Origin of the sequence: Bradyrhizobium sp. 155 (assembly GCF_023101105.1) — a bacterium.
GTDB classification, from domain to species: Bacteria; Pseudomonadota; Alphaproteobacteria; order Rhizobiales; family Xanthobacteraceae; genus Bradyrhizobium; species Bradyrhizobium canariense_D.
This window is the reverse complement of the sequence record NZ_CP064705.1, coordinates 259,990-279,770: the sequence shown is the minus strand read 5'-3', so window position 1 is coordinate 279,770 and position 19,781 is coordinate 259,990. Positions and strand designations below refer to the sequence as shown.

21 protein-coding genes and 1 pseudogene are annotated in these 19,781 nt (G+C 62.2%); 13 read left to right on the top strand and 9 right to left on the bottom strand.

The features are described 5' to 3' along the window. Nucleotides 1–9: 9 nt before the first annotated feature. Genes IVA93_RS38785 through IVA93_RS38775 form a run of 3 tightly spaced genes read left to right on the top strand, consistent with a single transcriptional unit; the run spans nucleotide 10 to nucleotide 2,787 of the window. Nucleotides 10–1,068, top strand: coding sequence for an ABC transporter substrate-binding protein (locus tag IVA93_RS38785; protein ID WP_247789964.1), 1,059 nt, complete (start codon nucleotides 10–12; stop codon nucleotides 1,066–1,068). Further along, nucleotides 1,065–1,925 (top strand): ABC transporter ATP-binding protein, encoded by an 861-nt coding sequence (locus IVA93_RS38780; RefSeq protein ID WP_247789963.1) that lies wholly within the window; start codon nucleotides 1,065–1,067, stop codon nucleotides 1,923–1,925. Before IVA93_RS38785 ends, IVA93_RS38780 begins: the two co-directional genes overlap by 4 nt. Further along, nucleotides 1,918–2,787 (top strand): ABC transporter permease, encoded by an 870-nt coding sequence (locus IVA93_RS38775; protein ID WP_247298877.1) that lies wholly within the window; start codon nucleotides 1,918–1,920, stop codon nucleotides 2,785–2,787. Before IVA93_RS38780 ends, IVA93_RS38775 begins: the two co-directional genes overlap by 8 nt. Here IVA93_RS38775 and IVA93_RS38770 read toward each other — a convergent pair. After that, nucleotides 2,723–2,914: pseudogene (locus IVA93_RS38770) on the bottom strand (hypothetical protein); the annotation flags it as partial. The gene IVA93_RS38775 and the pseudogene IVA93_RS38770 sit on opposite strands and share 65 nt — an antisense overlap. A gap of 1,038 nt (nucleotides 2,915–3,952) precedes the next feature. On the opposite strand from IVA93_RS38770, the gene IVA93_RS38765 reads away from it, so the two are divergent. From IVA93_RS38765 to IVA93_RS41460, 3 genes are all read left to right on the top strand, one after another. Further along, on the top strand, nucleotides 3,953–4,174 hold the full coding sequence (locus IVA93_RS38765; protein ID WP_247298876.1) for a hypothetical protein: 222 nt from the start codon (nucleotides 3,953–3,955) through the stop codon (nucleotides 4,172–4,174). Between the two features lie 18 nt (nucleotides 4,175–4,192). Beyond that, entirely contained in the window at nucleotides 4,193–4,615 is a 423-nt protein-coding gene (locus tag IVA93_RS38760; protein WP_247478101.1) for a hypothetical protein, read from the top strand. A 766-nt stretch (nucleotides 4,616–5,381) separates the two neighbouring features. Then, complete coding sequence (locus IVA93_RS41460) at nucleotides 5,382–5,648, top strand: styrene oxide isomerase (protein WP_524536878.1); 267 nt, start codon at nucleotides 5,382–5,384, stop codon at nucleotides 5,646–5,648. A 138-nt stretch (nucleotides 5,649–5,786) separates the two neighbouring features. Here IVA93_RS41460 and IVA93_RS38755 read toward each other — a convergent pair whose 3' ends face one another. The 7 genes from IVA93_RS38755 to mdcA are packed head-to-tail and all read right to left on the bottom strand — an operon-like array spanning nucleotide 5,787 to nucleotide 11,798. Beyond that, nucleotides 5,787–6,704 carry an acyltransferase domain-containing protein gene (locus IVA93_RS38755; protein ID WP_247789962.1) on the bottom strand — a complete coding sequence of 306 codons (918 nt, stop codon included), beginning with the start codon at nucleotides 6,702–6,704 and terminating at the stop codon, nucleotides 5,787–5,789. Next, nucleotides 6,698–7,552, bottom strand: a complete 855-nt coding sequence (gene mdcB, locus IVA93_RS38750) for a triphosphoribosyl-dephospho-CoA synthase MdcB (RefSeq protein WP_247298869.1) — start codon at nucleotides 7,550–7,552, stop codon at nucleotides 6,698–6,700. The genes IVA93_RS38755 and mdcB overlap by 7 nt, the downstream gene beginning before the upstream one ends. Further along, a complete protein-coding gene (gene mdcG / locus IVA93_RS38745) occupies nucleotides 7,549–8,196 on the bottom strand; it encodes a malonate decarboxylase holo-[acyl-carrier-protein] synthase (protein WP_247478106.1) in 648 nt (215 codons plus the stop codon). Before mdcG ends, mdcB begins: the two co-directional genes overlap by 4 nt. Next, nucleotides 8,189–8,926, bottom strand: coding sequence for a biotin-independent malonate decarboxylase subunit gamma (gene mdcE, locus IVA93_RS38740; protein WP_247371417.1), 738 nt, complete (start codon nucleotides 8,924–8,926; stop codon nucleotides 8,189–8,191). Before mdcE ends, mdcG begins: the two co-directional genes overlap by 8 nt. Then, a complete protein-coding gene (locus IVA93_RS38735) occupies nucleotides 8,913–9,827 on the bottom strand; it encodes a biotin-independent malonate decarboxylase subunit beta (protein WP_247371414.1) in 915 nt (304 codons plus the stop codon). The genes mdcE and IVA93_RS38735 overlap by 14 nt, the downstream gene beginning before the upstream one ends. Then, entirely contained in the window at nucleotides 9,824–10,141 is a 318-nt protein-coding gene (gene mdcC / locus IVA93_RS38730) for a malonate decarboxylase acyl carrier protein (RefSeq protein ID WP_018456505.1), read from the bottom strand. The genes IVA93_RS38735 and mdcC overlap by 4 nt, the downstream gene beginning before the upstream one ends. 10 nt (nucleotides 10,142–10,151) lie before the next feature. Continuing rightward, nucleotides 10,152–11,798: a malonate decarboxylase subunit alpha gene (mdcA, locus tag IVA93_RS38725; RefSeq protein WP_247369429.1), complete on the bottom strand. Its 1,647-nt coding sequence runs from the start codon at nucleotides 11,796–11,798 to the stop codon at nucleotides 10,152–10,154. 193 nt (nucleotides 11,799–11,991) lie between these two features. Between mdcA and madL the strand changes: the two genes are divergently transcribed. The 6 genes from madL to IVA93_RS38695 all read left to right on the top strand — a co-directional run bounded on the left by madL (nucleotide 11,992) and on the right by IVA93_RS38695 (nucleotide 16,592). Then, nucleotides 11,992–12,426 (top strand): malonate transporter subunit MadL, encoded by a 435-nt coding sequence (gene madL, locus IVA93_RS38720; RefSeq protein WP_247478108.1) that lies wholly within the window; start codon nucleotides 11,992–11,994, stop codon nucleotides 12,424–12,426. After that, entirely contained in the window at nucleotides 12,423–13,187 is a 765-nt protein-coding gene (gene madM / locus IVA93_RS38715; protein WP_247298855.1) for a malonate transporter subunit MadM, read from the top strand. Before madL ends, madM begins: the two co-directional genes overlap by 4 nt. Further along, nucleotides 13,188–13,889, top strand: a complete 702-nt coding sequence (locus IVA93_RS38710) for a GntR family transcriptional regulator (protein WP_247369423.1) — start codon at nucleotides 13,188–13,190, stop codon at nucleotides 13,887–13,889. Between the two features lie 174 nt (nucleotides 13,890–14,063). Continuing rightward, entirely contained in the window at nucleotides 14,064–14,273 is a 210-nt protein-coding gene (locus tag IVA93_RS41455) for a LysR family transcriptional regulator (RefSeq protein ID WP_524536877.1), read from the top strand. Between the two features lie 2 nt (nucleotides 14,274–14,275). Continuing rightward, nucleotides 14,276–14,977 (top strand): hypothetical protein, encoded by a 702-nt coding sequence (locus IVA93_RS38700; protein WP_247777616.1) that lies wholly within the window; start codon nucleotides 14,276–14,278, stop codon nucleotides 14,975–14,977. Nucleotides 14,978–15,266: 289 nt separating this feature from the next. Beyond that, nucleotides 15,267–16,592 carry an ABC transporter substrate-binding protein gene (locus IVA93_RS38695; protein ID WP_247789961.1) on the top strand — a complete coding sequence of 442 codons (1,326 nt, stop codon included), beginning with the start codon at nucleotides 15,267–15,269 and terminating at the stop codon, nucleotides 16,590–16,592. Between the two features lie 1,018 nt (nucleotides 16,593–17,610). On the opposite strand, the gene IVA93_RS38690 is transcribed toward IVA93_RS38695, so the two are convergent. Further along, complete coding sequence (locus IVA93_RS38690) at nucleotides 17,611–17,883, bottom strand: hypothetical protein (RefSeq protein WP_502917292.1); 273 nt, start codon at nucleotides 17,881–17,883, stop codon at nucleotides 17,611–17,613. Nucleotides 17,884–19,372: 1,489 nt separating this feature from the next. Here IVA93_RS38690 and IVA93_RS38685 point away from each other — a divergent pair. Then, nucleotides 19,373–19,534, top strand: a complete 162-nt coding sequence (locus IVA93_RS38685) for a hypothetical protein (RefSeq protein WP_247367264.1) — start codon at nucleotides 19,373–19,375, stop codon at nucleotides 19,532–19,534. Nucleotides 19,535–19,781: the final 247 nt, after the last annotated feature.

Sequence of the window (19,781 nt, the reverse complement as noted above, 5' to 3'; positions counted from 1 at the left end):
GTGAATACAATGGAAATCGCTATCTCTGCGTTGCGTCGCCTGGTTGCCGGTCTGCGTGCAAGAGGGCGGCAACTTGGCCTCGCCGCCCTCGGGCTGATAGGGCTCGTCGGCAGCGCCATGGCCGAGCCGCAGCTCGAAAGGACCGAGGTCCGCTATCAAGGCTGGGCCGGCCAAGTCACGTTTATCGAGCTGGCCGATGACCTCGGCTATCTCGCGCCGCTCAAGCTGAAATGGATCGGCAACACCATTAGCGGTCCGCAGGACATCCAGACGGTGGTGACCGGCGACATCGACATCGGCGGCGCGTTCTATGGCGCGATCATCAAGCTGATCGCGGCCAAGGCGCCGATCAAGGCGGTTGTTGGCTACTACGGCTCGGACGGCAACACCTACAACGGCTATTACGTGAAGGATGACAGCCCGATCAAGACCGCGCGGGACCTTATCGGCAAGAAGGTCGCCGTCAACACGCTCGGTGCACATCTCGAATTCGTGCTCCGCGAGTATCTGGCTCGCAATGGCGTGACGCCGGCGGAGGCGAAGCAGGTGACGCTGGTCGCGATCCCGCCCGTCACCGGCGAGCAGGTATTGCGACAGGGGCAAGTCGAGGTGACCACGCTCAATGGCGTGCTGCGCGACAAGGCGCTCGAACGCGGCGGCATCCGCAGGCTGTTTGCCGACACCGACATCTTCGGAAACTTCACCGGCGGGTCCTACGTGCTGAGGGACAAGTTCATCAAGGACAATCCCAACACCTCGCGCAGGCTGGTCGAGGGCGTGTCCCGTGCCATCGCCTGGGCGCAGACGACGCCGCCGGAGGAAGTCCGCGCCCGTTTCGAGCGCATCATCGCCGATCGCAAGCGGAACGAGGACGCCACACCGATCAAGTACTGGAAGAGCACGGGTGTTGCGACCAAGGGCGGCGTGATCGGCGATGCCGAGCTTCAGGTGTGGGTCGACTGGCTGGTCAAGGATGGTCTCTTGAAGCCGGACCAGCTCAAGCCGTCTGATCTCTACACCAACGAGTTCAACTATTTCCGCCCCGGCAAGACCGCGGAGGCCAAATGACCAAGGCCAAGATCAGGTTCGAGCATGTCCGGAAGGAATTCCTGGTCCGGGGCCCGGGTGGTGGGCCGGCGCAGCGCTTCACCGCGCTGGACGACATCACGCTGGATGTTCGGCCCGGCGAGTTCCTTGCGCTGGTCGGGCCGAGCGGCTGCGGCAAGTCGACCTTGCTGGATCTGCTCGGTGGCCTGACGGCACCGAGCAATGGGCGCATCCTGCTCGACGGCAAGGTCATCGACGGACCGGCGCGCGACCGCGGCATCGTATTCCAGCAATACGCGCTGTTTCCCTGGCGCACGGCTGTGCAGAATGTCGAGTTCGGGCTCGACATCGCCGGCCTGAAAGCGAGGGCGCGGCGGGAGAAGGCGCTGCACTATCTCGACCTAGTCGGGCTGTCCGGCTTTGCCGACCGCTACCCGCACGAGCTCTCGGGCGGCATGAAGCAGCGCGTCGCCATCGCGCGAAGCCTCGCCTACGATCCCGAGGTGCTGCTGATGGACGAGCCGTTCGCGGCGCTCGACGCGCAGACGCGCGAGACGCTGCAAGGCGAGCTGTTGCGGATCTGGCGCAGCACCGGAAAGACCATCCTGTTCATCACGCATGGCATCGACGAAGCCGTCGTCCTCGGCCAGCGCGTGGCGGTGATGGCTTCGCGTCCCGGCCGCATCAAGCAGATCGTCGATATTCCCGACGAACTACATAGCGAAACCGAGGACGTCCGCTCGTTGCCTCAGTTCGGGCGTGTGCGGCATGAGGTCTGGTCCTTGCTGCGCGAGGAGGTGTTGAAGGCGCAAGGAGCTCAGGGCCCAGCAGCGGACGGCGAGGGCGTCGCAAAGGCGGAGGAACTGGCTCATGTCTAATCTGGAGGTGCTGACGCTGCTGGAGCTGGCCGAGGGAAGTCCGAAGCACCGGGCCGCACAACGCGTCGGTGCGCTTACCGGGGCCACGGGCGGCTTCGCGCGATGGTTCGGTGTCATCGGGCAGCGATCGCTGCTGCTGGTGCTGTTCCTGACAGTCTGGGAGACGGCGCCGCGGCTGGGTCTGATCGACGTGACGTTCCTGCCGCCGTTCTCCGAGGTGATCGCCGCGGGCTGGCAGCTCGCGCAGAACGGTGAACTCTATGAAGACGTCGGTGCGAGCCTGCTGCGGGCGCTGAGCGGATTCCTGATCGCGGTCGTTCTGATGGTGCCGCTCGGCCTGCTGACGGGATGGTACGCCCGGCTTGGCGATCTGCTGAACCAGACCATTGAGATCGCGCGCAACACGGCGCCGCTGGCGCTGCTGCCGGTGTTCATCCTGTTGCTCGGCATCGGCGAGCTCTCGAAGGTCACGATGGTGGTCTATAGCTGCGCCTGGCCGCTGCTGCTCAACACCATCGCGGCCGTGCGGCAGGTCGATCCGCTGCTGGTCAAGTCGGCGCGGACGATGGGCGCGACGCCAGGCCAATTGTTCCGCAAGGTGATCCTGCCGGCGTCGCTGCCAACCATCTTCGTCGGCATTCGGCTGGCAAGCGCTTCCGCGATGCTGGTGTTGGTCGCTTCCGAGATGGTCGGTGCCAAGTCCGGGCTCGGCTATCTCATCATCAACAGCCAGTACAGTTTCCTGATCCCGCAGATGTATTTCGGCATCCTCGGCATCACCGTGATCGGCCTCGTCTTCAACGCGATCCTCGAGGCGCTGGAACGTCGCTTGATGCGCTGGAAGGCGCCCGTAGCGGCCTAGCCCCGTTGTTGCGGGCCGTAGCCTGCGTCACGAAGCTGTTTGGCGGCGCATCTTCGGTCACCCAGACGTTGCCCCCAATCGTCGAGCCGCGGCCGATCGTGATCCGGCCGAGGATGGTCGCGCTCGCCGATGAAGAGCGCGGCACGATGGACCTGGTCGCACAGGCTGTCGAGCGCAATGCTGAGGCGGTTGAGGAGAACGACATGCAGACGCGCCCCGGTTCTGGCCTAGGCTCAAAAGTGCTACGTGCTCGCGAAACAGTGGGCTCGAGAACGAAGATGACCTTACCTACGAGCTGCTCCATGACGACGTCGTGACGGCCGATCACCTCCCGTCGCAAAGCATCACGGGGGCGGCTTTCCACATTGTGTGTGCGCTGCTGAGATGGACGTGACTGTGGCGAGCGAGCTTCGCCGTTGCAACTCGCGTCCGTTGCTCAAACGATGAGGGGCGACTCTTGGCTGCACTGCAACGCCGATGGCGCTGCACGATTAGGATGCGAAAAGGACAGGGTCGCGCTCCTATCGCTTGGGAAGGAGACCTGATATTTTGCCGCCGTAACCTTTTGATCGAAATCTTTGAAGACGCTCCAAATTTGATCGTACCCCGGTGGGGAGTTTTGTTCATGCAAAGCGATTTAAGGTGCGCCGGGCGTCACGCGGCGAGTGCCGTTGAGGTGGAAGAGTTCGCCGCCGAGCCTCTAGCGACCGGCAGGCCCGAAGCTGCAAACGATAACAACGAGGACGGCCCCTCGCTGCTCGTTCCATTTCCTGAGGGTTGGTACGCAACTTGTTGAAACATGGTCCGAGATCGGGGCCTAGCTTCCGAGTGCGCGTACTATCCGCTCGACCGTACGAAGCGGTGTTCCGCTTTTTTCTGCCGTGTCCTTTGCGAAGCTGCCCGTACCGCCAATTTGGCGGATTGATCTGCGGTCGCCGCCCTTCTTCGTCTCGGATGCACCGCCTCATAAGCCGGCTTCCGCTTTGCGACCAGCTTCGCCCGTTGTGCCGCCCTCAGGTCGCGGATCAGGTTCTCATCGATTTCAGCGAGCCAGACGATCCCGACTAAAAAGACGGCAGAACGAAATTTGCCGAGAGCAGGAACACTATTCACCGGGGCGAGGTTTGTTTTTCATCAGAGGCTAGGGATCGCGGAGTTCTCTTCCATGGCTACCCAGATCGTAATGGACAGCACAGGCGACAGCAGACATTTCTTTGAGCGAAAGGACCCGAAGGGGCTCGCCGAGGCTGAGCGGCGCTTCAAGAAGTTCACCGCCCAGGGATTTACCGCTGCCACTCGGACGCCGGCCGGCGATCTCAAGCTGATACGGTCATTTGATCCAACAGCGGATGAAACGCTGTTCTATCCGCACTTAGTCGGCGGTTAGAACCGTCCAGCATCAAAGATGCTTTTGTTCGGACGTAACGTCGCCCAGGGCGCGCGTCTACGTGCCCTGCGTGCCCTTTATCGGAGCTTCAACGAGCAAAATGGCCCGGAAGCGCGTGCACGTCGTCTTTTGCGGGAATGGTTATCTCCAGAACAGCGCGCGCAATTTGATGCCAATGGCTTTTTTGAAGTCGCTGGTTCTCTTACTGGCCGTCGATACCGAATTTATCAGGGCACGATGAGTAATGTTTTGGAGCTGGATGAACAACTGGAGCCTAAGGTGGGGTGGTGCTTCCTCCCCGAACGGGAGTTGGCAGTTGGCGATGTGATGCTCGCCCAGAAGATCGCACTCGAAACTGACGAAGCCGCAGTTCTCGCGATCGCGAAGTCGTTTTCTCCGAGACTGCCGTTTGTGCCCCGAGCAGTGCGGCGCGGTCACTAGAGCTGATCATGGGCGGGGCCGTCGCTTGTGACGGCGGCGACCCCTCGCCGCGAAGGCGCCGCTACGCGAGACGCGGACCACTTCGCGACTGCATCCAGCATGGGCGCTGGGCCCGATCGACGCAAGATCGTCCGTGCGTTAGTGTTACTTGAACCGCGGCCTAACTACGTTCGGCCGCTTCGTGGATCGGCCGCGTGAGACCATTTCCTCGACAGCTCGCAGCATCCGAGCGGATTCAGACCGAAGATGTTGAGTGTGCGCCGCATCTTTTGGCTCTAAGAATCTCGACGAGGAAGCGGTTCAATCGCGATGTGACGAGACGATTGTCAGAGTGTTGCGAGCGCAACGCCGTGATCTCTCCTTGTGTCTCGACTAAATCGAGCGGGTGATCATCCGGGATTATTCGTCAAAACGGGGCTCGCGCTATCCATAGCAAAAACGCGAAACCGACGCGCCGAATGTGATGGCGCGCCGACTTCGCCATTGATGGACCCGGACGGGGGGCAATGTCCGGTGTTCAGCCTAGCGTCGCCGGAGGCCGGGTCAACCTAAGTCGCGAATTAAGCTTGATGTCGGGGCTGCAGGTTAAATACCGGAACCCGAAATCGCAGACGGCGAAGCGTGCAGACAATCGGACGTTGGCTGCTGTGGCACGGGATGGTTCTGTTCCTATTGGGGTTGCTGACCGGCTTGGCCGAACAAAGCTTCTCGAACAGGAGGGTGGGCTTGCGGCGCACCTCTAGGGCGTCATGAACGGGACTTTCCTTTGGGGCTGGGGTGCTGTTGGACACAGGTTCGACTATCCGCCGCGCTTGAGCGCGGCACGTTTGCAGCGCTGGTGGCGGGGACATACGGCAATTGGGCGACGACAACGCTCGCCGCTGTGACCGGCACAGCCGCACTCTCACCCATCACAGCCGCGGGTCGAGGTGCGCCGGCCTGGCAAGAGATGCTGGTGACGACCGGCTTCGTGTGGGTTGGCATCCTGATGCTGGCCAGCTCTTGCATCGTGCTCTGGGGGCTGAGGCGATGAGGTGGGCAGAAAACAACCAGGATCTTCTGTCGGAGGTACCGTACCCGTGCGACGATCGGTTGGTAGTCCTGTTCGGGCCCATGTGGATCCGGCCTGCTTTGCAACGCACGCGAGCGTGGCTCGCTTCCGGATCTCCTGCTATACGGCAGCAACCCAGTTACGTAGGCCCTCGATCGTGCGAAAGCCGTCGGCGGCGTAGCAGCGCGTGTCCGGCTGAGATGCTAGCATCATCTCCGCCAGCGCGTGTCCGGGCCCGAGGTCTAGTACCTCGGTGACGCCCAGCTCTGTAAGCGCGTCCAGGGTTGCCGCCCAATCAATAGGATGGGCGACCTGGTTTGCCAGCTTCACCGTCGCGCCCGCGACCGAGAAGATGCGTTCGCCGTCACCGCCGGCAAGTAAGACGCGATGGTTTGCGACGGCCGCGTCCCTGTTGACATCGAGTGCCTGTTGCAGAGGTTGGCAGGCCTGCGCGAGCCTTGTCGTATGCGACGCGATTTTGACGGCCAGAAGCCCCGTTCGCACTCCTTTCCGGGCAGCCTCGTCGCAGAGCGCAATGACCTCCCGCTCCACGCCTCCGATCACGAAAAGAAGGTCCGGATTCCTGATCGCGATCTCGCAGCGGTGCTTTGCAAGCAGAGGTTCGATCGTAGCCCGGTCGAGCCCGCGGATGTAACCCAGGCGACCGGTGGGCCCCGCTGCGTTCTCCATCAGCCGGGCACGAATATTGGTGAGCCGCAACGCTTCTTCGGCAGTCCAGATTCCCGCGATACTCCAGGCCGCCATCTCGCCGACGCTATACCCGGTGACAGCGGTCTCTTCGGTCAACAGGTCAGCGATGCAGGCGTGGGTCGCGAGAGCCGATGTGACGGTCAGGATCTGGCTGGCATAATTCTCGGACAGTTGCTCGGGGGTGCGCGTCCGAACGAATTCCCGCGGGTCCTCACCGAGCCAAGCCGTCGCCGCGGCGAAGATTGACTCCGCGGCAGGCTGGTCCGCGACAAGATCAAAGATCTTGCCCGAAAGCGCACCTTGTGCGCCGCAGAGCAGTGCTAACATCCGCGATCTATCCCATCGACGAATAGCGCCATTGCCAGCAGGTCTGCGGAGCCGCCGGGACTGAGATTGCGGGTCAGGAACGCTTGGTGAATGTCGGCGGCACGCCTGCGCCATTCCGGTGATCCAACACCGCCGGCGGAAAGGAACGCTGACGCGCTGGCTTGCGCGAAGCACAGTCCCTCGAGCCCGCCTCGATGCAGGAGGTTGGTGTCGGTGACGCTAGTAATCAAGCTCATGCACGTCTGAACGCGAGCGGCTTCCTCGTCATGAGGTGCAAGCTCGCGCGCTGCCTGCAGCGCGGGTAGGGCGATGTCGTAGACAGACGGGAAACCGTCGGCGGCTTCCCCCCTGGCGCCCCCGGCGCCATAGCGCCGCGCGGCCACAGCGCCGTGGCTGCGCAGCGATACCGGGCCAGATAGGATGTCCTCGCCCCAACGCTCCGAAACCAGCCGGCCAAGAGATTTGCGAATGCCGACGGCACTCCGATAGCCGGCCGCGGCGCAGAGCAGGCCAAGTCCGAAAATCGCGCCGCGATGGGTGTTGACGCCGGAGGTCGCAGCCATCATCGCGCGCTCCGCGGCAACCCCGATGGCGCGCAGCCGGTTCATGCCCGCACCTGCGGCGCCCGCGAGGGCGAGATCGCTGAAGAAAGGCATCAAGGTCTCAGCGCTCAGGCACAACAGCCCGGCGTCCATGTCGCGATGCGCACCGTTGTCGACATGGCTGACAAGCCCGGGCTTCGGATAGGTTTTTACTTCCAGCTTCAGGCATAGCGAAGCAAGATGACCGAGCTGCTCGGCATCAAGCGCGCCGCCCGGCTGTGATTGCCATCTGAGCGCAATGGTCATGAGACATGACCTGTGAGGAAGGCCGCGCGAGTCGTGGTGGTCACTCCTGCCGGGCTCTTCACAAGCACTTCGTCTTCGTCAGTGCCGGTCAGTTCGCGCCATTGAACCCCGCCGGCGGGACCTGTGATCTCACCGTCCAGCCGCATCGGCGACTGCTTTGCGATCCGCGCGATGTCGGACAACAGAATTCCTGTCTTGTCGGCCGACGAGAGAGGCCACAGCAGATCGAGGTCCGAGCACTCCGAAAGATAGGGCAGGCCGGTGAGGTGCTGCCACGCAAGGCTGCCATAGGCGCGGGTCTCCGGCAGGAGTTGGACGAGTTTCTCGATCGTCTCGCGCCAAGCGGGCGGCGCCGCGGCCGCGGCGTCGGCCAGCAACGGAGGCTGAGCGAACGCGACGATATCGGCTGCGGCCAGCGAGACCGCAATACGACGTTTACCATGGCTCGGCGGCAGCGGCAGTCCGAGCGGAACGAGGCCTGCAGTATCGCTGCAAGCCGGTCGGCGAACGACGAGAGGACGGCCGACGTGCGCCCAGCCTGCGACGATCGGCTCGCTGGCGAGTTCCGGATAACGCTTCATCACGGCCGTCCAGCCGGCGGCTGTGACCTTGACCATGCTGTGGCGCGCGAGAGCTTCACCCATTTGGCGCTCCTTGATGTGAAGTGGCTGAGACGACAACGCGCTCGGCAAGTTCGGCCGCTTTCCGCCGGCCGCCACGTTGGGCACCGATCTGGCCGCGATCATCCTGTCCGTGCGGTCGTTGCAGCACGGCCGCAAGCTGCGGCGCCAGCGGCGCATGTTCATCCCAGACGGCGTGAATGCCGCCGGTCTGCACCATGTTGTCGAGCCCGGGCGCGAACACCGGCGTGGCTTCGGCCCTGGCTTTCAAGACGTCGATCGGAAGCTTGGTGACCCGCGCCATCGACGGCAGATCCATCACCGCGGGATGCGCGCCGGGCAGCGCCACCAGCGTGCCGGTGGCAAGCGCGGTGGCGATGAATGCGCCGGCGGCGCTGCCGCCATAGAGCAGGCCGACGGTGCGGTGTCCTTCGGCTTCCGCCAGCAGCAGGGCCTTGGCGAGATGCGACAGATACTCGCTGAGGCCCAGCAGTTCGTCGCGCTTGCTCATGCGCTGGCTGGCGGAATCCACCAGGAACAGGATCGGCGCACGGTCCTTCGTTTGGACGATCTCGACCAGCCGCCCCGCGAGCATGATGACTTCGTCCACGCCGAGCGGCTTCCCCTGCGTGATGCCGAGCACGTGGATCGGTCCGCCATCAGGCAGGGTTGCTTGTCCCGCGATCATCGCGCCGGTCGTTTCGATCTTGCGGCCGTTCGGGAATAGGCTGGCCAGGATGTCATCGAGCGTCATCGGCATTCTCCCTGTTGGCTGCCGCGCGAAGAAATGCGCCGCTCGGAAGTGCGGGAATCTCGGTCGGCTGCCCGATGCCGAGCGTCTCCCAGATGTCGACGGCGTCCTTGGCCTCACCAAAACGCTGCAGCCGTCGTTCGAGGCGCTTCTGCTCGGCCTCGAGAATCTCGGCGTCGCATCGTCTGGCTATTTTGATCGCGTCAATGGCCGCCTCGCGAAACGCCGTCGCTTCGTCGTCGACGAAGATATCGGCACCGCCGATGAGATAGCGGTGCTTGCCGCCCATCGTGCGCCAGACCAGCGCGCGGTCGCGCGAGTCGAATTCCTCGATCCCCTTGTTGGTTTCGATCACCTCGGGGCCGCTGACGCTGAGCCGCCCCTGTTCGGAGATGATCAGCCGCGAGCAGGTGCCGGCGATCAGGCTGCCGCCGCCATAGCAGCCGGCGCGCCCGCCGATCAGGCCGACGACGTGGATGCCGCCGCGGCGTGCCTCGATGATCGCGCGCATGATCTCGGCGATCGCAAGCTCGCCGGCATTGGCCTCCTGGAGCCGCACGCCGCCGGTGTCGAACAGGATCAGCAGATCTTGCTTGAGCGTGCGAGCTGCGCGCAGGAGGCCGTTGAGCTTGGCGCCGTGGACCTCACCGAAGGCGCCGCCCATGAAGCGTCCTTCCTGTGCGGCGACGAACACCGGCGAGCCATCCAGGCGACCGCGGCCGATGACGATGCCGTCGTCGAACTGCTCCGGCAGGTCGAAGATCGCCAGATGCGGGCTCATCTCGCGCTGCTCGGGACCGATGAATTCGGCAAAGCTGCCGGCATCGACCAGCGCTTCTATGCGTTGCCGGGCGCTCGCCTCATACCAGCTCAGCGAAACCGTATTGACTGTGGCCACCGTCATCGTTCCGGCTCCTCGATCTTGCGGATGCCTTGCGCGAGCCGCAGCGCGACCGTGTCGGGTCGGGCTCCGCCGTCATTGATGGAGATGCGCAAGCCCCCGGCAGAGCGGCGGGCGACGAAATCGCGGACCACGGCGTCCCACACGGGGCCAAAGCCGTGAGCTGCGGTTGCGATGTCGATCGTGCAGCTGTCTGCCGGCGAGGTCCGTTCCAGCAGCACTTCGAGATTGCCGGAGGCGACCACGCCGACGATCGCCTGCGCGCGGGTGCCGCCGGCGCGGTTCGGTGCAGTCAGTCTGAAGCTGAGCTTTTCCATGAGAAACTCCTCACCAGTTGCGGAAGCGGCTGGGCGGGCGGTAGAGACCGCCGGAAGCCAGCATGAGGTCCTTGATCGAGCGGGCCGCCAGCAGGCGCCGGTCGGCGTCAAGCGGATCGATGCCGAGATCCTCGGGACGGCGGATCACGCCGCGTTGCCGGAGCTGCTCCACGAGCTTTGCATCGCGCGCGCGCCCGATGTCGGTGTAGCCGGCAACGCCGCGGATCGCCTGCTCGCGCTCGTCCTTGCTGCGGCACATCAGCAGGTTGGCGATGCCTTCCTCGGTGACGATGTGGGTAACGTCATCGGAGTAGACCATCACCGGGGCTAGGTCGAGGTCGAGCTTGCGCGCCAGCTCTAGCGCATCGAGTTGCTCGACGAAGAGCGGGACATTGCCGTCACCGAATGTCTCACCGATCTGCACCACGAGCTTGCGGCCTCGGCGCAGGGCAGCATTGGAGGCGGGGTCGGCCTCGGCACCCGCTTTGAGCCAGGGTTCGCTCGGGTGACGGCGCCCGCGCGGATCGGAGCCCATGTTGGGCGCGCCGCCGAATCCCGCGATGCGGCTCGTCGTCACCGTCGAGCTGTGGCCTTCGAGGTCGATCTGCAACGTCGATCCGATGAACATGTCGCAGGCATAGAGGCCCGCCGTCTGGCAGAAGGCGCGGTTGGATCGCAGCGAGCCGTCGGGACCCGTGAAGAAGATATCGGAGCGCGCCGCAACATAATCCTCCATGCCGACCTCCGATCCGAAGCAGTGGATCTGCTCGACCCAGCCGGATTCGATCGCCGGAATCATCGTGGGATGCGGGTTGAGCGCGAAATGGGTGCAGACCTTGCCCTTGAGGCCGAGCTTCTCGCCGTAAGTTGGCAGCAAGAGCTCGATTGCGGCGGTGTTGAAGCCGATGCCGTGATTGAGCCGGCGCACGCGGTAGGGCGCATAGATGCCCTTGATGGCGAGCATCGCCGTCAGGATCTGGGTCTCGGTGATGGCCGCGGGATCACGGGTGAAGAGCGGCTCGACATAGAAGGGACGGCCGGCTTCGACCACGAAATGCACGAGGTCGCCGGGAATGTCGACGCGGGGCACCTTGTCGACGATGTCCGTGACCTGCGCCACGACGAGGCCGTTCTTGTAGCTCGTCGCCTCGACGACGGTCGGAGTGTCCTCGGTATTTGGCCCCGTATAGAGGTTGCCGTCCCTGTCGGCGCTGACGGCCGCGATTAAGGCGACGTTCGGCGTCAGATCGATGAAGTAGCGGGCGAACAACTCGAGATAGGTATGGACGGCACCGAGCTCGATCTTTCCCCCGAATAGCATCCGCGCGATCCGCGCCGACTGCGGGCCTGAATAGGAGAAGTCGAGCCGCCGCGCGATGCCCTTGTCGAAGATGTCGAGGTGGGATGGGAGGACCACCCCGGACTGGACCATGTGGAGGTCACGGACGTCTTCGGGGTCAAGGTTCGCGAGCGCTGAGGCGAGGATGTCAGCTTGCTTCTGATTGTCACCCTCCAGGCACACCCGGTCTCCTGACCGGATCACCGCATTCAAAAATGCGGGCAGGCTCGGGATCGGGACGACCTTTCCCTTCGCGTGCTTTCGGCCGGCCGCCAAGCGCTCTCCCAGGGCGGCCCTTTGCATACCCCAACTACTCATTTCGGCTCCTTGGCATGCGAGGTTGGCTTCCACGAGTCAGAGTGTATGCGTATTGCCTTCCGATGTCAATTAATGTATACGCACGGTGCAAAGCAGGAGACAATGGCATACACAGGAGGGAACTTTCGATGCGAGTGCATACACAGCTTCGATCTCTGGGGGTCAGCGCCCCGCTCACAGCCGGGAGGCGCCCGTGACCATTTCCGGCGTAGCTCTGCTCGCGATCTGCACGCTGCTCGGGGTCCTGCTCGGCGACCTGCTCGGCGTCGTCCTCGGTGTGAAGGCCAATGTCGGCGGCGTCGGCATTGCGATGATGTTCTTGATCGCCGCCCGGCTATGGCTGCTACGGCACGGTCTCCTCAGCCACGGGCTGAAGACAGGCGTCGAGTTCTGGGGCAGCTTCTATATTCCCATCGTGGTCGCCATGGCCGCGCAGCAGAACGTCGTCGCTGCGGCAAAAGGCGGTCCCATCGTTGTCATTGCGGGGATCGGCGCGGTGGCGGTGTGTTTCGCCCAGGTCGCTTTGATCACTCGACTCAGCGGCCGTGTCGAGACGATGGACGAGATCGAGGCGCGCGAGGCGATCGAGGCGAATGTGCCCCACTTCAAGTCCGGGAGGATCGGATGACCATGATATCCCACGTTCTTGCCGCAAACTCGCTGATCACGGCGTTCGCCGCGGTGGGCATCCTGATGTGGATCTCCGGAGCGATCTCGAAATATCTCACCTTCGGGCGCATTCACGCCTCGGCGATCGCGATCATGCTCGGGCTTTTGCTCGCGTTTTTCGGAGGCCTCGCCACCGGCGGTGAAAAGGGCCTCGCCGACCTGCCGGCGCTAACCGGGATCGGACTGATGGGAGGCGCGATGCTGCGGGATTTCGCCATCGTCGCCACCGCCTTCGAGGTCGACGTCGTCCATGCGCGCAAGGCCGGACTGATCGGTGCGGTCGCGCTCGGATTGGGGACGGTCGTTCCGTTCATTCTGGGCGTTCTCGTCGCCGCAGCCTTTGGCTACACTGACGCCGAATCGCTGACGACGATCGGCGCCGGCGCGGTCACCTACATCGTCGGGCCGGTCACGGGAGCGGCGATTGGCGCCTCCTCGCCGGTTATTGCGCTGTCGATCGCGACCGGTGTATTCAAGGCGGTGATCGTGATGATCGGTACGCCCTTTGTTGCGAAGATGATCGGCCTAAATAATCCGCGCAGCGCAATGGTGTTTGGCGGCTTGATGGGTACGGTCAGCGGCGTTTCCGGAGGCCTGGCGGCAACAGATCGGCGTCTGGTGCCTTACGGCGCATTAACAGCAACGTTTCATACCGGGTTGGGATGCCTCGTCGCACCGTCCATTCTCTACTTCACGGTGCGCGCAATCATAGGAAGCTGAATGGCAGGTCTGTTTAAAGTTGCGGCTGAGGCAGAAGAAGATGGCGGCCTTCTCTCCGATCGCGTCCGTAATGCGCTGACCGACGAGATTGCCTCCGGTGCGCTGGCTGCCGGTTCGGCGCTGGAAGAGCAGCAGCTTGCCGATCGCTTTGGGGCTTCCCGCACGCCGGTGCGGGAAGCCCTCCGGCAGCTTGTCGTCAGCGGGCTCGTCGAGGTGCGGGGCCGTCGCGGGCTCGTCGTGGCACGGATGACACCCGAACGCATCATGGACATGTTTGAAACCAGCGCAGAGGTGGAAGCCATGTGCGTCAGGCTCGCGACCTATCGCATGACACCGCTGGAGCGCAGCGATCTGATCGAGCTCCACGACAGCTCGCTGGCAATGGTCGACGCCAACGACGTGGATGCCTACGATGCGTTTAACCGGCTGTTCCACGAAGGCATCTATAGCGCAACGCACAACGCGTTCATGGCCGAGCAGGCGCAGGAGGTCCGTGCGCGTCTCAGCGCCTTCCGCCGCACGCAATTGCGGCAGGGCGATCGTATCCGCAAGTCCCGGGACGAGCATGATTCTATCATGCAGGCGATTGCGGAGGGCGATGGCGATACGGCCGCTCGCCGAATGCGCGCGCACATGTTGAACGCCGCCGCGGCGCTTCGGCGCTACATCGACGACCGCGCGGGCGGAGAAGGTCGAGCGTGACAGTAGGATCCCCCAACTTGCGCGTTTGGTGATCAATCGAGTGATCGGATGAGATCTCCGCCTGCTATTCAGGCCGAGGCTTCGTTCGTTGGAGTTGCGACTAGTTCAGCCACCTTGTAGGAATCGAGCTACTTAGGGGCGACATGGGTTGAAGACAACCTTCAAATCAAGCATTTGCACTATCTCCTCGTTTTGGCGCGAGAACGGCATTTTGGCCGGGCGGCAAAGGCATTGCTGATCAGCCAGCCGGCGCTGTCTCAGGCAGTCCAGCAGATTGAGAAGCGATTTGGTGTTGCGATCGTGCTTCGGCACCAATCGGGCGTCCATGGCTTTTCGGCCAAGGACGAAAACATTCTTCGCATGGGCGCGACAGGCGCTAGCTGACCATGATCGGCTTGTTCACACCGCAGGCGACGCGGCTAGTGACGAACTGTGCGGGAACGCTCAAGATCGACCTTGCACCTGTAGCGATGTCGATCGTGTCGCTCCTCACGACATCGTTCAGCGAACGATACCTGAACGTCACCCCGACGGTGCTGTCCCGCAACCTGACGCAGATCGGCGGCCTAAGCCTAGTGCGGTGCGAAAGTAGGGCGACAACGGAATTAACGGTCAGCCGCAATGTGCTACTTTCAAAGATGAGCCCATGCAAATTAAACGCTCTGTCACAGCAAGAACTCGCTCAACGAATCTCTCGAAAGGATTCCGCGAAGCTCGTCAGCCCAGCGACGTTCAGATCTGATATTGCGTCGAATGAACGTTTGTCGTCCGTCCAGCTGACGATGCTGTATCCGCCCTTCTGTCGAATCGCGCCGTTCTCGGGCGCCCCATCGTGCAGGGTCTTAGTCAAGCTGATGAGGTGTTGGCGTCTGCGATACACCAGCGTCGGTAAGGGTGTGCCGGATATGACGTCTATTCGCCCCCCGAGCAACTCGAAAACCCTGGCCGACCAGATCTACAACCTGGGGGCCTTGCGTGATCCGGCCGTTGAACCATGGCTTGAAGGTATGTTGATCGGAGGAACTAACGTCCGTCGGGTGCGAGGACATGAGCGAACGCAAATGTCCGTCAAGGAGCTGACTGGTTGAGCCGAGTGGTTCGGGTTGAAGAAGGGCGATTGAGGTCAATGATCCGGAAACGCCCGCCACAATCATCAAGGAAGCGGCCAGGAGCACCTATTGCGGCGATTGACTGTTGCAAGAGACTAAGGCAGTGCGACTGCCGCTTTAGATTGCTTGTCCCAACGCCGCTTTAGGCATTCAATTCCATCACCGCGATTACGCTCTCGTCGCTAACCGGCAACCGACCAGGCTTCCAGCCCGCACTCTTCAGCACGGCGTGACCGAAGAGGACAAAGGCGCCAAGCAGGAGAAGCAAATGTCCAAACTGTCACGACGAGAATTCATAGCTGCGACATCTACGGCACTTGTCACTGCGCCGTATGTGCGCGGGGCCTATGCGGCCGGCAAGCTAACCATAGGCTTCTGGGATCACTGGGTTCCCGGAGCGAACAAGGGCGCGACGGATCTTGTTACTGAATGGGCCGAGCGGGAACGCGTTGAGGTTCAGATTGATTACATCACGAGCCAAGGCAACAAGCTTCTCCTGACCGGCCAAGCCGAAGCACAAGCGAAGACCGGTCACGACGTATTGCGTCAGGCGACCTGGCAGCCCCACAGTTTCGCCGAGTTGCTTGAGCCAGTTGACGATGTGATGGAGCCCGTTCTCAAACAGAATGGCAGCGTGAATGAAACCGTCAACTATCTTGCTCGAGCTAACGGTAGATGGATCGGGGTTCCCGCTTGCCAGGGCAGCCAAATCCAGCCCCCGTGCTCCCGCATCGACCTGATGAAGGAGCATGCCAAGATCGATGTGCAGGCGATGTATCCAGCGGGGTTGCCGCCGAAAGCCGAACATTGGACCATGGATACGTTCCTGAAGGCAGCTGAAGCCTGTCACAAGGCGGGTTTCCCGTTCGGGATTGGACTCGGCGATACCAACGATAGCGTGTGTACCGCCGGAGCTATCTTCCAGTCATTCGGCGCTCATCTTGTTGATGCCGATGGTAATCTCACGGTCAAAACCGATGAAGTACGGCAGGCACTAGAATTCTATAGGAGGTTGTTGGCTTTCTTGCCGCCAGATGTGGGCGCATGGGACGATGCATCGAACAACAAACTGCTGATAGCCGGAAAAGCCGCCCTAATTTTCAATCCGCCGAGCGCGTGGGCAGTTGCGAAGCGCGACGCTCCGCGACTCGCCGAACAATTGTGGACCTACGGGTTCCCGGCTGGGCCTAAGGGGCGCTTCGCGCCGTATCTTCCCGCGTTCTGGACAATCTGGGCTTTCTCCAAGAACAAGAAAGCAGCAAAGAGCCTGCTTGCGCATTTGTCGCAGCCGTCATCGACCGAGAAGCTTGTGGTCGCCAGCGCCCGTTATGACCTGCCGGCCTATGAAAAGCTGACGACGATGCCCGTATGGGCGAAAGCGGAGCCACCGAAGGGTACGCTCTATCACTATGCTAACCCGTTCAATCATCAAAACCTATCCATTGCGGGGTGGCCGGCCCCGCCGAAGGTCGCGCAGCAGATCTACACGCGCGCGACGATGACCAAGATGGCGCTGCGCTACTCGCAGGGCGAGCCACTGGAGAAAACACTCACGTGGGCAGAAGGCGAGTGCGAAGGGTTCATGCGAACCTGATAACGTCGGTGCCCACCCGGACGGTTAGACGTTGAGCGCGCATCCGCTATCAAAGCTAGCAAGTACATTGCAAATCGTCGATTCGTAGTGGCGCGCTGTGCATGAGCGCCACTGCCTATTGTGGCCAAAAGGCCATGGAGTGATTCAGGTGGCTCATCAGGTTGGTGAACGGGGCCTACGGATGCTGCCCGTTGTGCAATCCTAATGCCTCCCGTTAGGAGTGGCTGTGGACAACTGAGCTCACAGCAAGCATCTCCTCGCGACCGCAATTTATACGCTCAGCAGCTTGAAAACGAGTGTGTGAGAAGCGGCGAAGTGTACACCTTCGCAGCTGTTGCTGAGTCAAGGAATTCCGACATTGGCCTCTCCTTCCTACGCATTCACCGGCTCAGCACCTTCCGGTACGTTTTCTCGGTTGCCGAAATACCTTTCCGTCTGGACATCAGCTTAAGTTGACCCTTAGATTACGGCGAGCCTTCGGCTGGTTACCTTGAGCCACCGGACGTTGCTCCATCCGGGTTCACCATGGCTAGGTCGTCGAGTCGTCGCGCCAAGATACTCGGCGCGGCGGCTTAGTTTATCCGCCGCACGGACGAGCTTCATTTGCCGAACAAGTTCGACGATGATCGCTTCGATCTAGTTGAGATGCGACGACAGATCACGCACTTGCGCTCGCAACACTCTGACACATCTTCTGGTCACATCGGGATTGAACAGCTTTCTCGTAAAGACTGCATTTATATCTGAGCCGACGGATGCGGCACACGCGCAGCACTTGCCGTCCAAATTAGCGCGGACTGTGCAAACTGTTGAAGAGCTCGTCGCGCGGAACCAATCCCTCACGCCATCAGGCACCGTCAAGTGGTCCAATTAACATTAACGCACAGACGTTCTTGCGCGTGGCGCCAGCGGCGCCGATGCTCGATGCAGTCGCGAAGTCGTCCTCGTCTCGCGTACTGGCGTGTTCGCGGCAAGGGGCTGCCGCCGTCACAAGCGGCGGCCCCGCCCGTGATCAGCTCTAGTGAGCGCGGCGCACCGCTCGGGGCACAGACGGCAGTCTCGGAGAAAACGACTTCGCGATCGCGAGAACTGCGGCTTCGTCAGTTTCGAGCGCGATCTTCTGGGCGAGCATCACATCGCCAATTGCCAGGGCCCGTTCGGGAAGGAAGCAGCACCCCGTCTTAGGCTCCAGTTTTTCATCCAGCTCCAAAACATTAGTCACGGTGCCCAGATGAATTCGGTATCGCCGCCCGGTATGAGAGCCAGTGACTTCAAAAAAAACCATTGACATCAAATTGCGCGCGCTGTTCCGGAGATAACCATTCTCGCAAAAGACGACGTGCGCGCGCTTCCGGGGCTCGCCTCGGTTAATAGTGTTCCTGCTCTCGCAACTTTCATTGTACCTTCTTGTTGGTCAGCGGTCGTCTGCTGGCCTAGACGGACGAAAGCCTAATCCGCCGCGACCTGACGTCGGCGCAACGGGCGAGGCTGATCGCGAAGCGAAAGGCGGCTTATGAAGCCGTGCATGAACCGCCGAGGGCTGTCGGCGGGCGGGCTTCGGCGACGAAGCAGGGTCGAAAGTTAAGCGACCGCCAAGTTGCCGGATGCTTCTTTCACAGCCGACACAGCCGCCAAGGCCGTCAAGCCGGAGCGGACGATCGAGCGCGACGCGACCCGCGCCAAGGCACTAGGCCCCTATCTTGGACCATGTTTCAACACGTCGCGTACCAATCGTCAGGAAAATGGAGCGAGCAGCCAGGGCCCGTCCTCATTGTTATCGTTTGCAGCTATGGGGCTGCCGGTCGCTAGAGGCTCGGCGGCGAACTCTTCTATCTCAGCGGCACTCGCCGCGTTACGCTCGGCGCGCCCTAAATCGCTTTGCATCAATAAAAATCCCCACCGGTGCACGGTTAAATTTGCAGCGTCTTAAACAATATCGATCAAAAGTTTTAGGCCCGATAAGATATCAAACCTCCTTGGCAAGCGATAAGAGCGCGGTCCTGTCCTTTTTGCTTGTTAGTCGGGCAGCCCCATCAACCCTTGCGCGGTGCAGCCACAGTCGTCCCTCGTTCTTTGAGCGGTGGTCGCTCCATCAAGCTTTTCGGGCGGCGATCATGACCGGTGAGGGCGGCGCCGCGCGCCGTATCTGGACGCGGCCGAGCGAGCGGCCGCGTCCATGGCCGCAAACCCGGATGTAAGTAAGCGCCGAACTTTCGACCCGCATTGCCTCACGCAGAATGTTACTGGACAATTTCCGCTGACGACTGCAGCAGCGCCACCAAACTGGTTCGTGGCCTCTATGGCGAGAAAGATCAGCATGGGCGCGGGGCGCGAGGTGTTGTCGACGGTGGTGGAGCGTTACCGGTCGGCCAAACGGGCGGAGAAGGGTTGCGTCCTCCACTGTTCTGGTCATCAGCGCCGCAACCATCGACCGCCTGCTCGCCGACGTGAAGATCGCGGCGAGCGGCGGCAGGCGGCGCCGTGCCGAGTTGTATTCGGCAATCCGGCGCGAGATCCCGATCCGCACTTCAATGACCGGAACAGTCCGCCGCCCGGGTTCTGCTAGGTTGACATGGTCGCTCATGGCGGCGCGTCGGTGGCTGACTCGTTCATCCAGTCCCTGACGACGGTCGATGTCGCCACGGGCTGGACGGAGTGTCTGCCGTTGGTGACGCGGGAAGGTTCGCTCGTCGTCGAGGCGATCAATCGGGCACAGAGCCTCTTCCGGCGCGCGCGCCTTGGTTCTTGCGCGGGGTGGACTTCGACAACGACATGCCTTCATGAACGATGCGGTCGTGCCATGGCCTCGCGAAAAGAAGCTCGAAGTCACACGCTCGCGCGCGTACAAGAAGAACGATCAGGCGTTCGTCGAGCAGAAGAATGGTGCGGTCGTCCGTCGCCTCATCGGCTACGGCCGCTTGGCCTCGAGACGGCGCGCGTGATGGGCCGCCTCTACGCGGCGGCACGGGACCAACGCCGCAAGTGACGATTCTCCTTGCCAACCCTGAGCCGTCCACACATGGCTCTTTGCGAAGTAGCGTCCGGCCTCATGAATGCCCGCTCAGTGCGACAGGGCGGACTTGATTTGCTCACAGGTTGAGCTCTCCGCATTTTAACCCCACAGCAGACCTCGTCGCATGCTCACGCTAGATCAGCGACTGCCCCTGACGGAGTGAAAAGACTATCGGT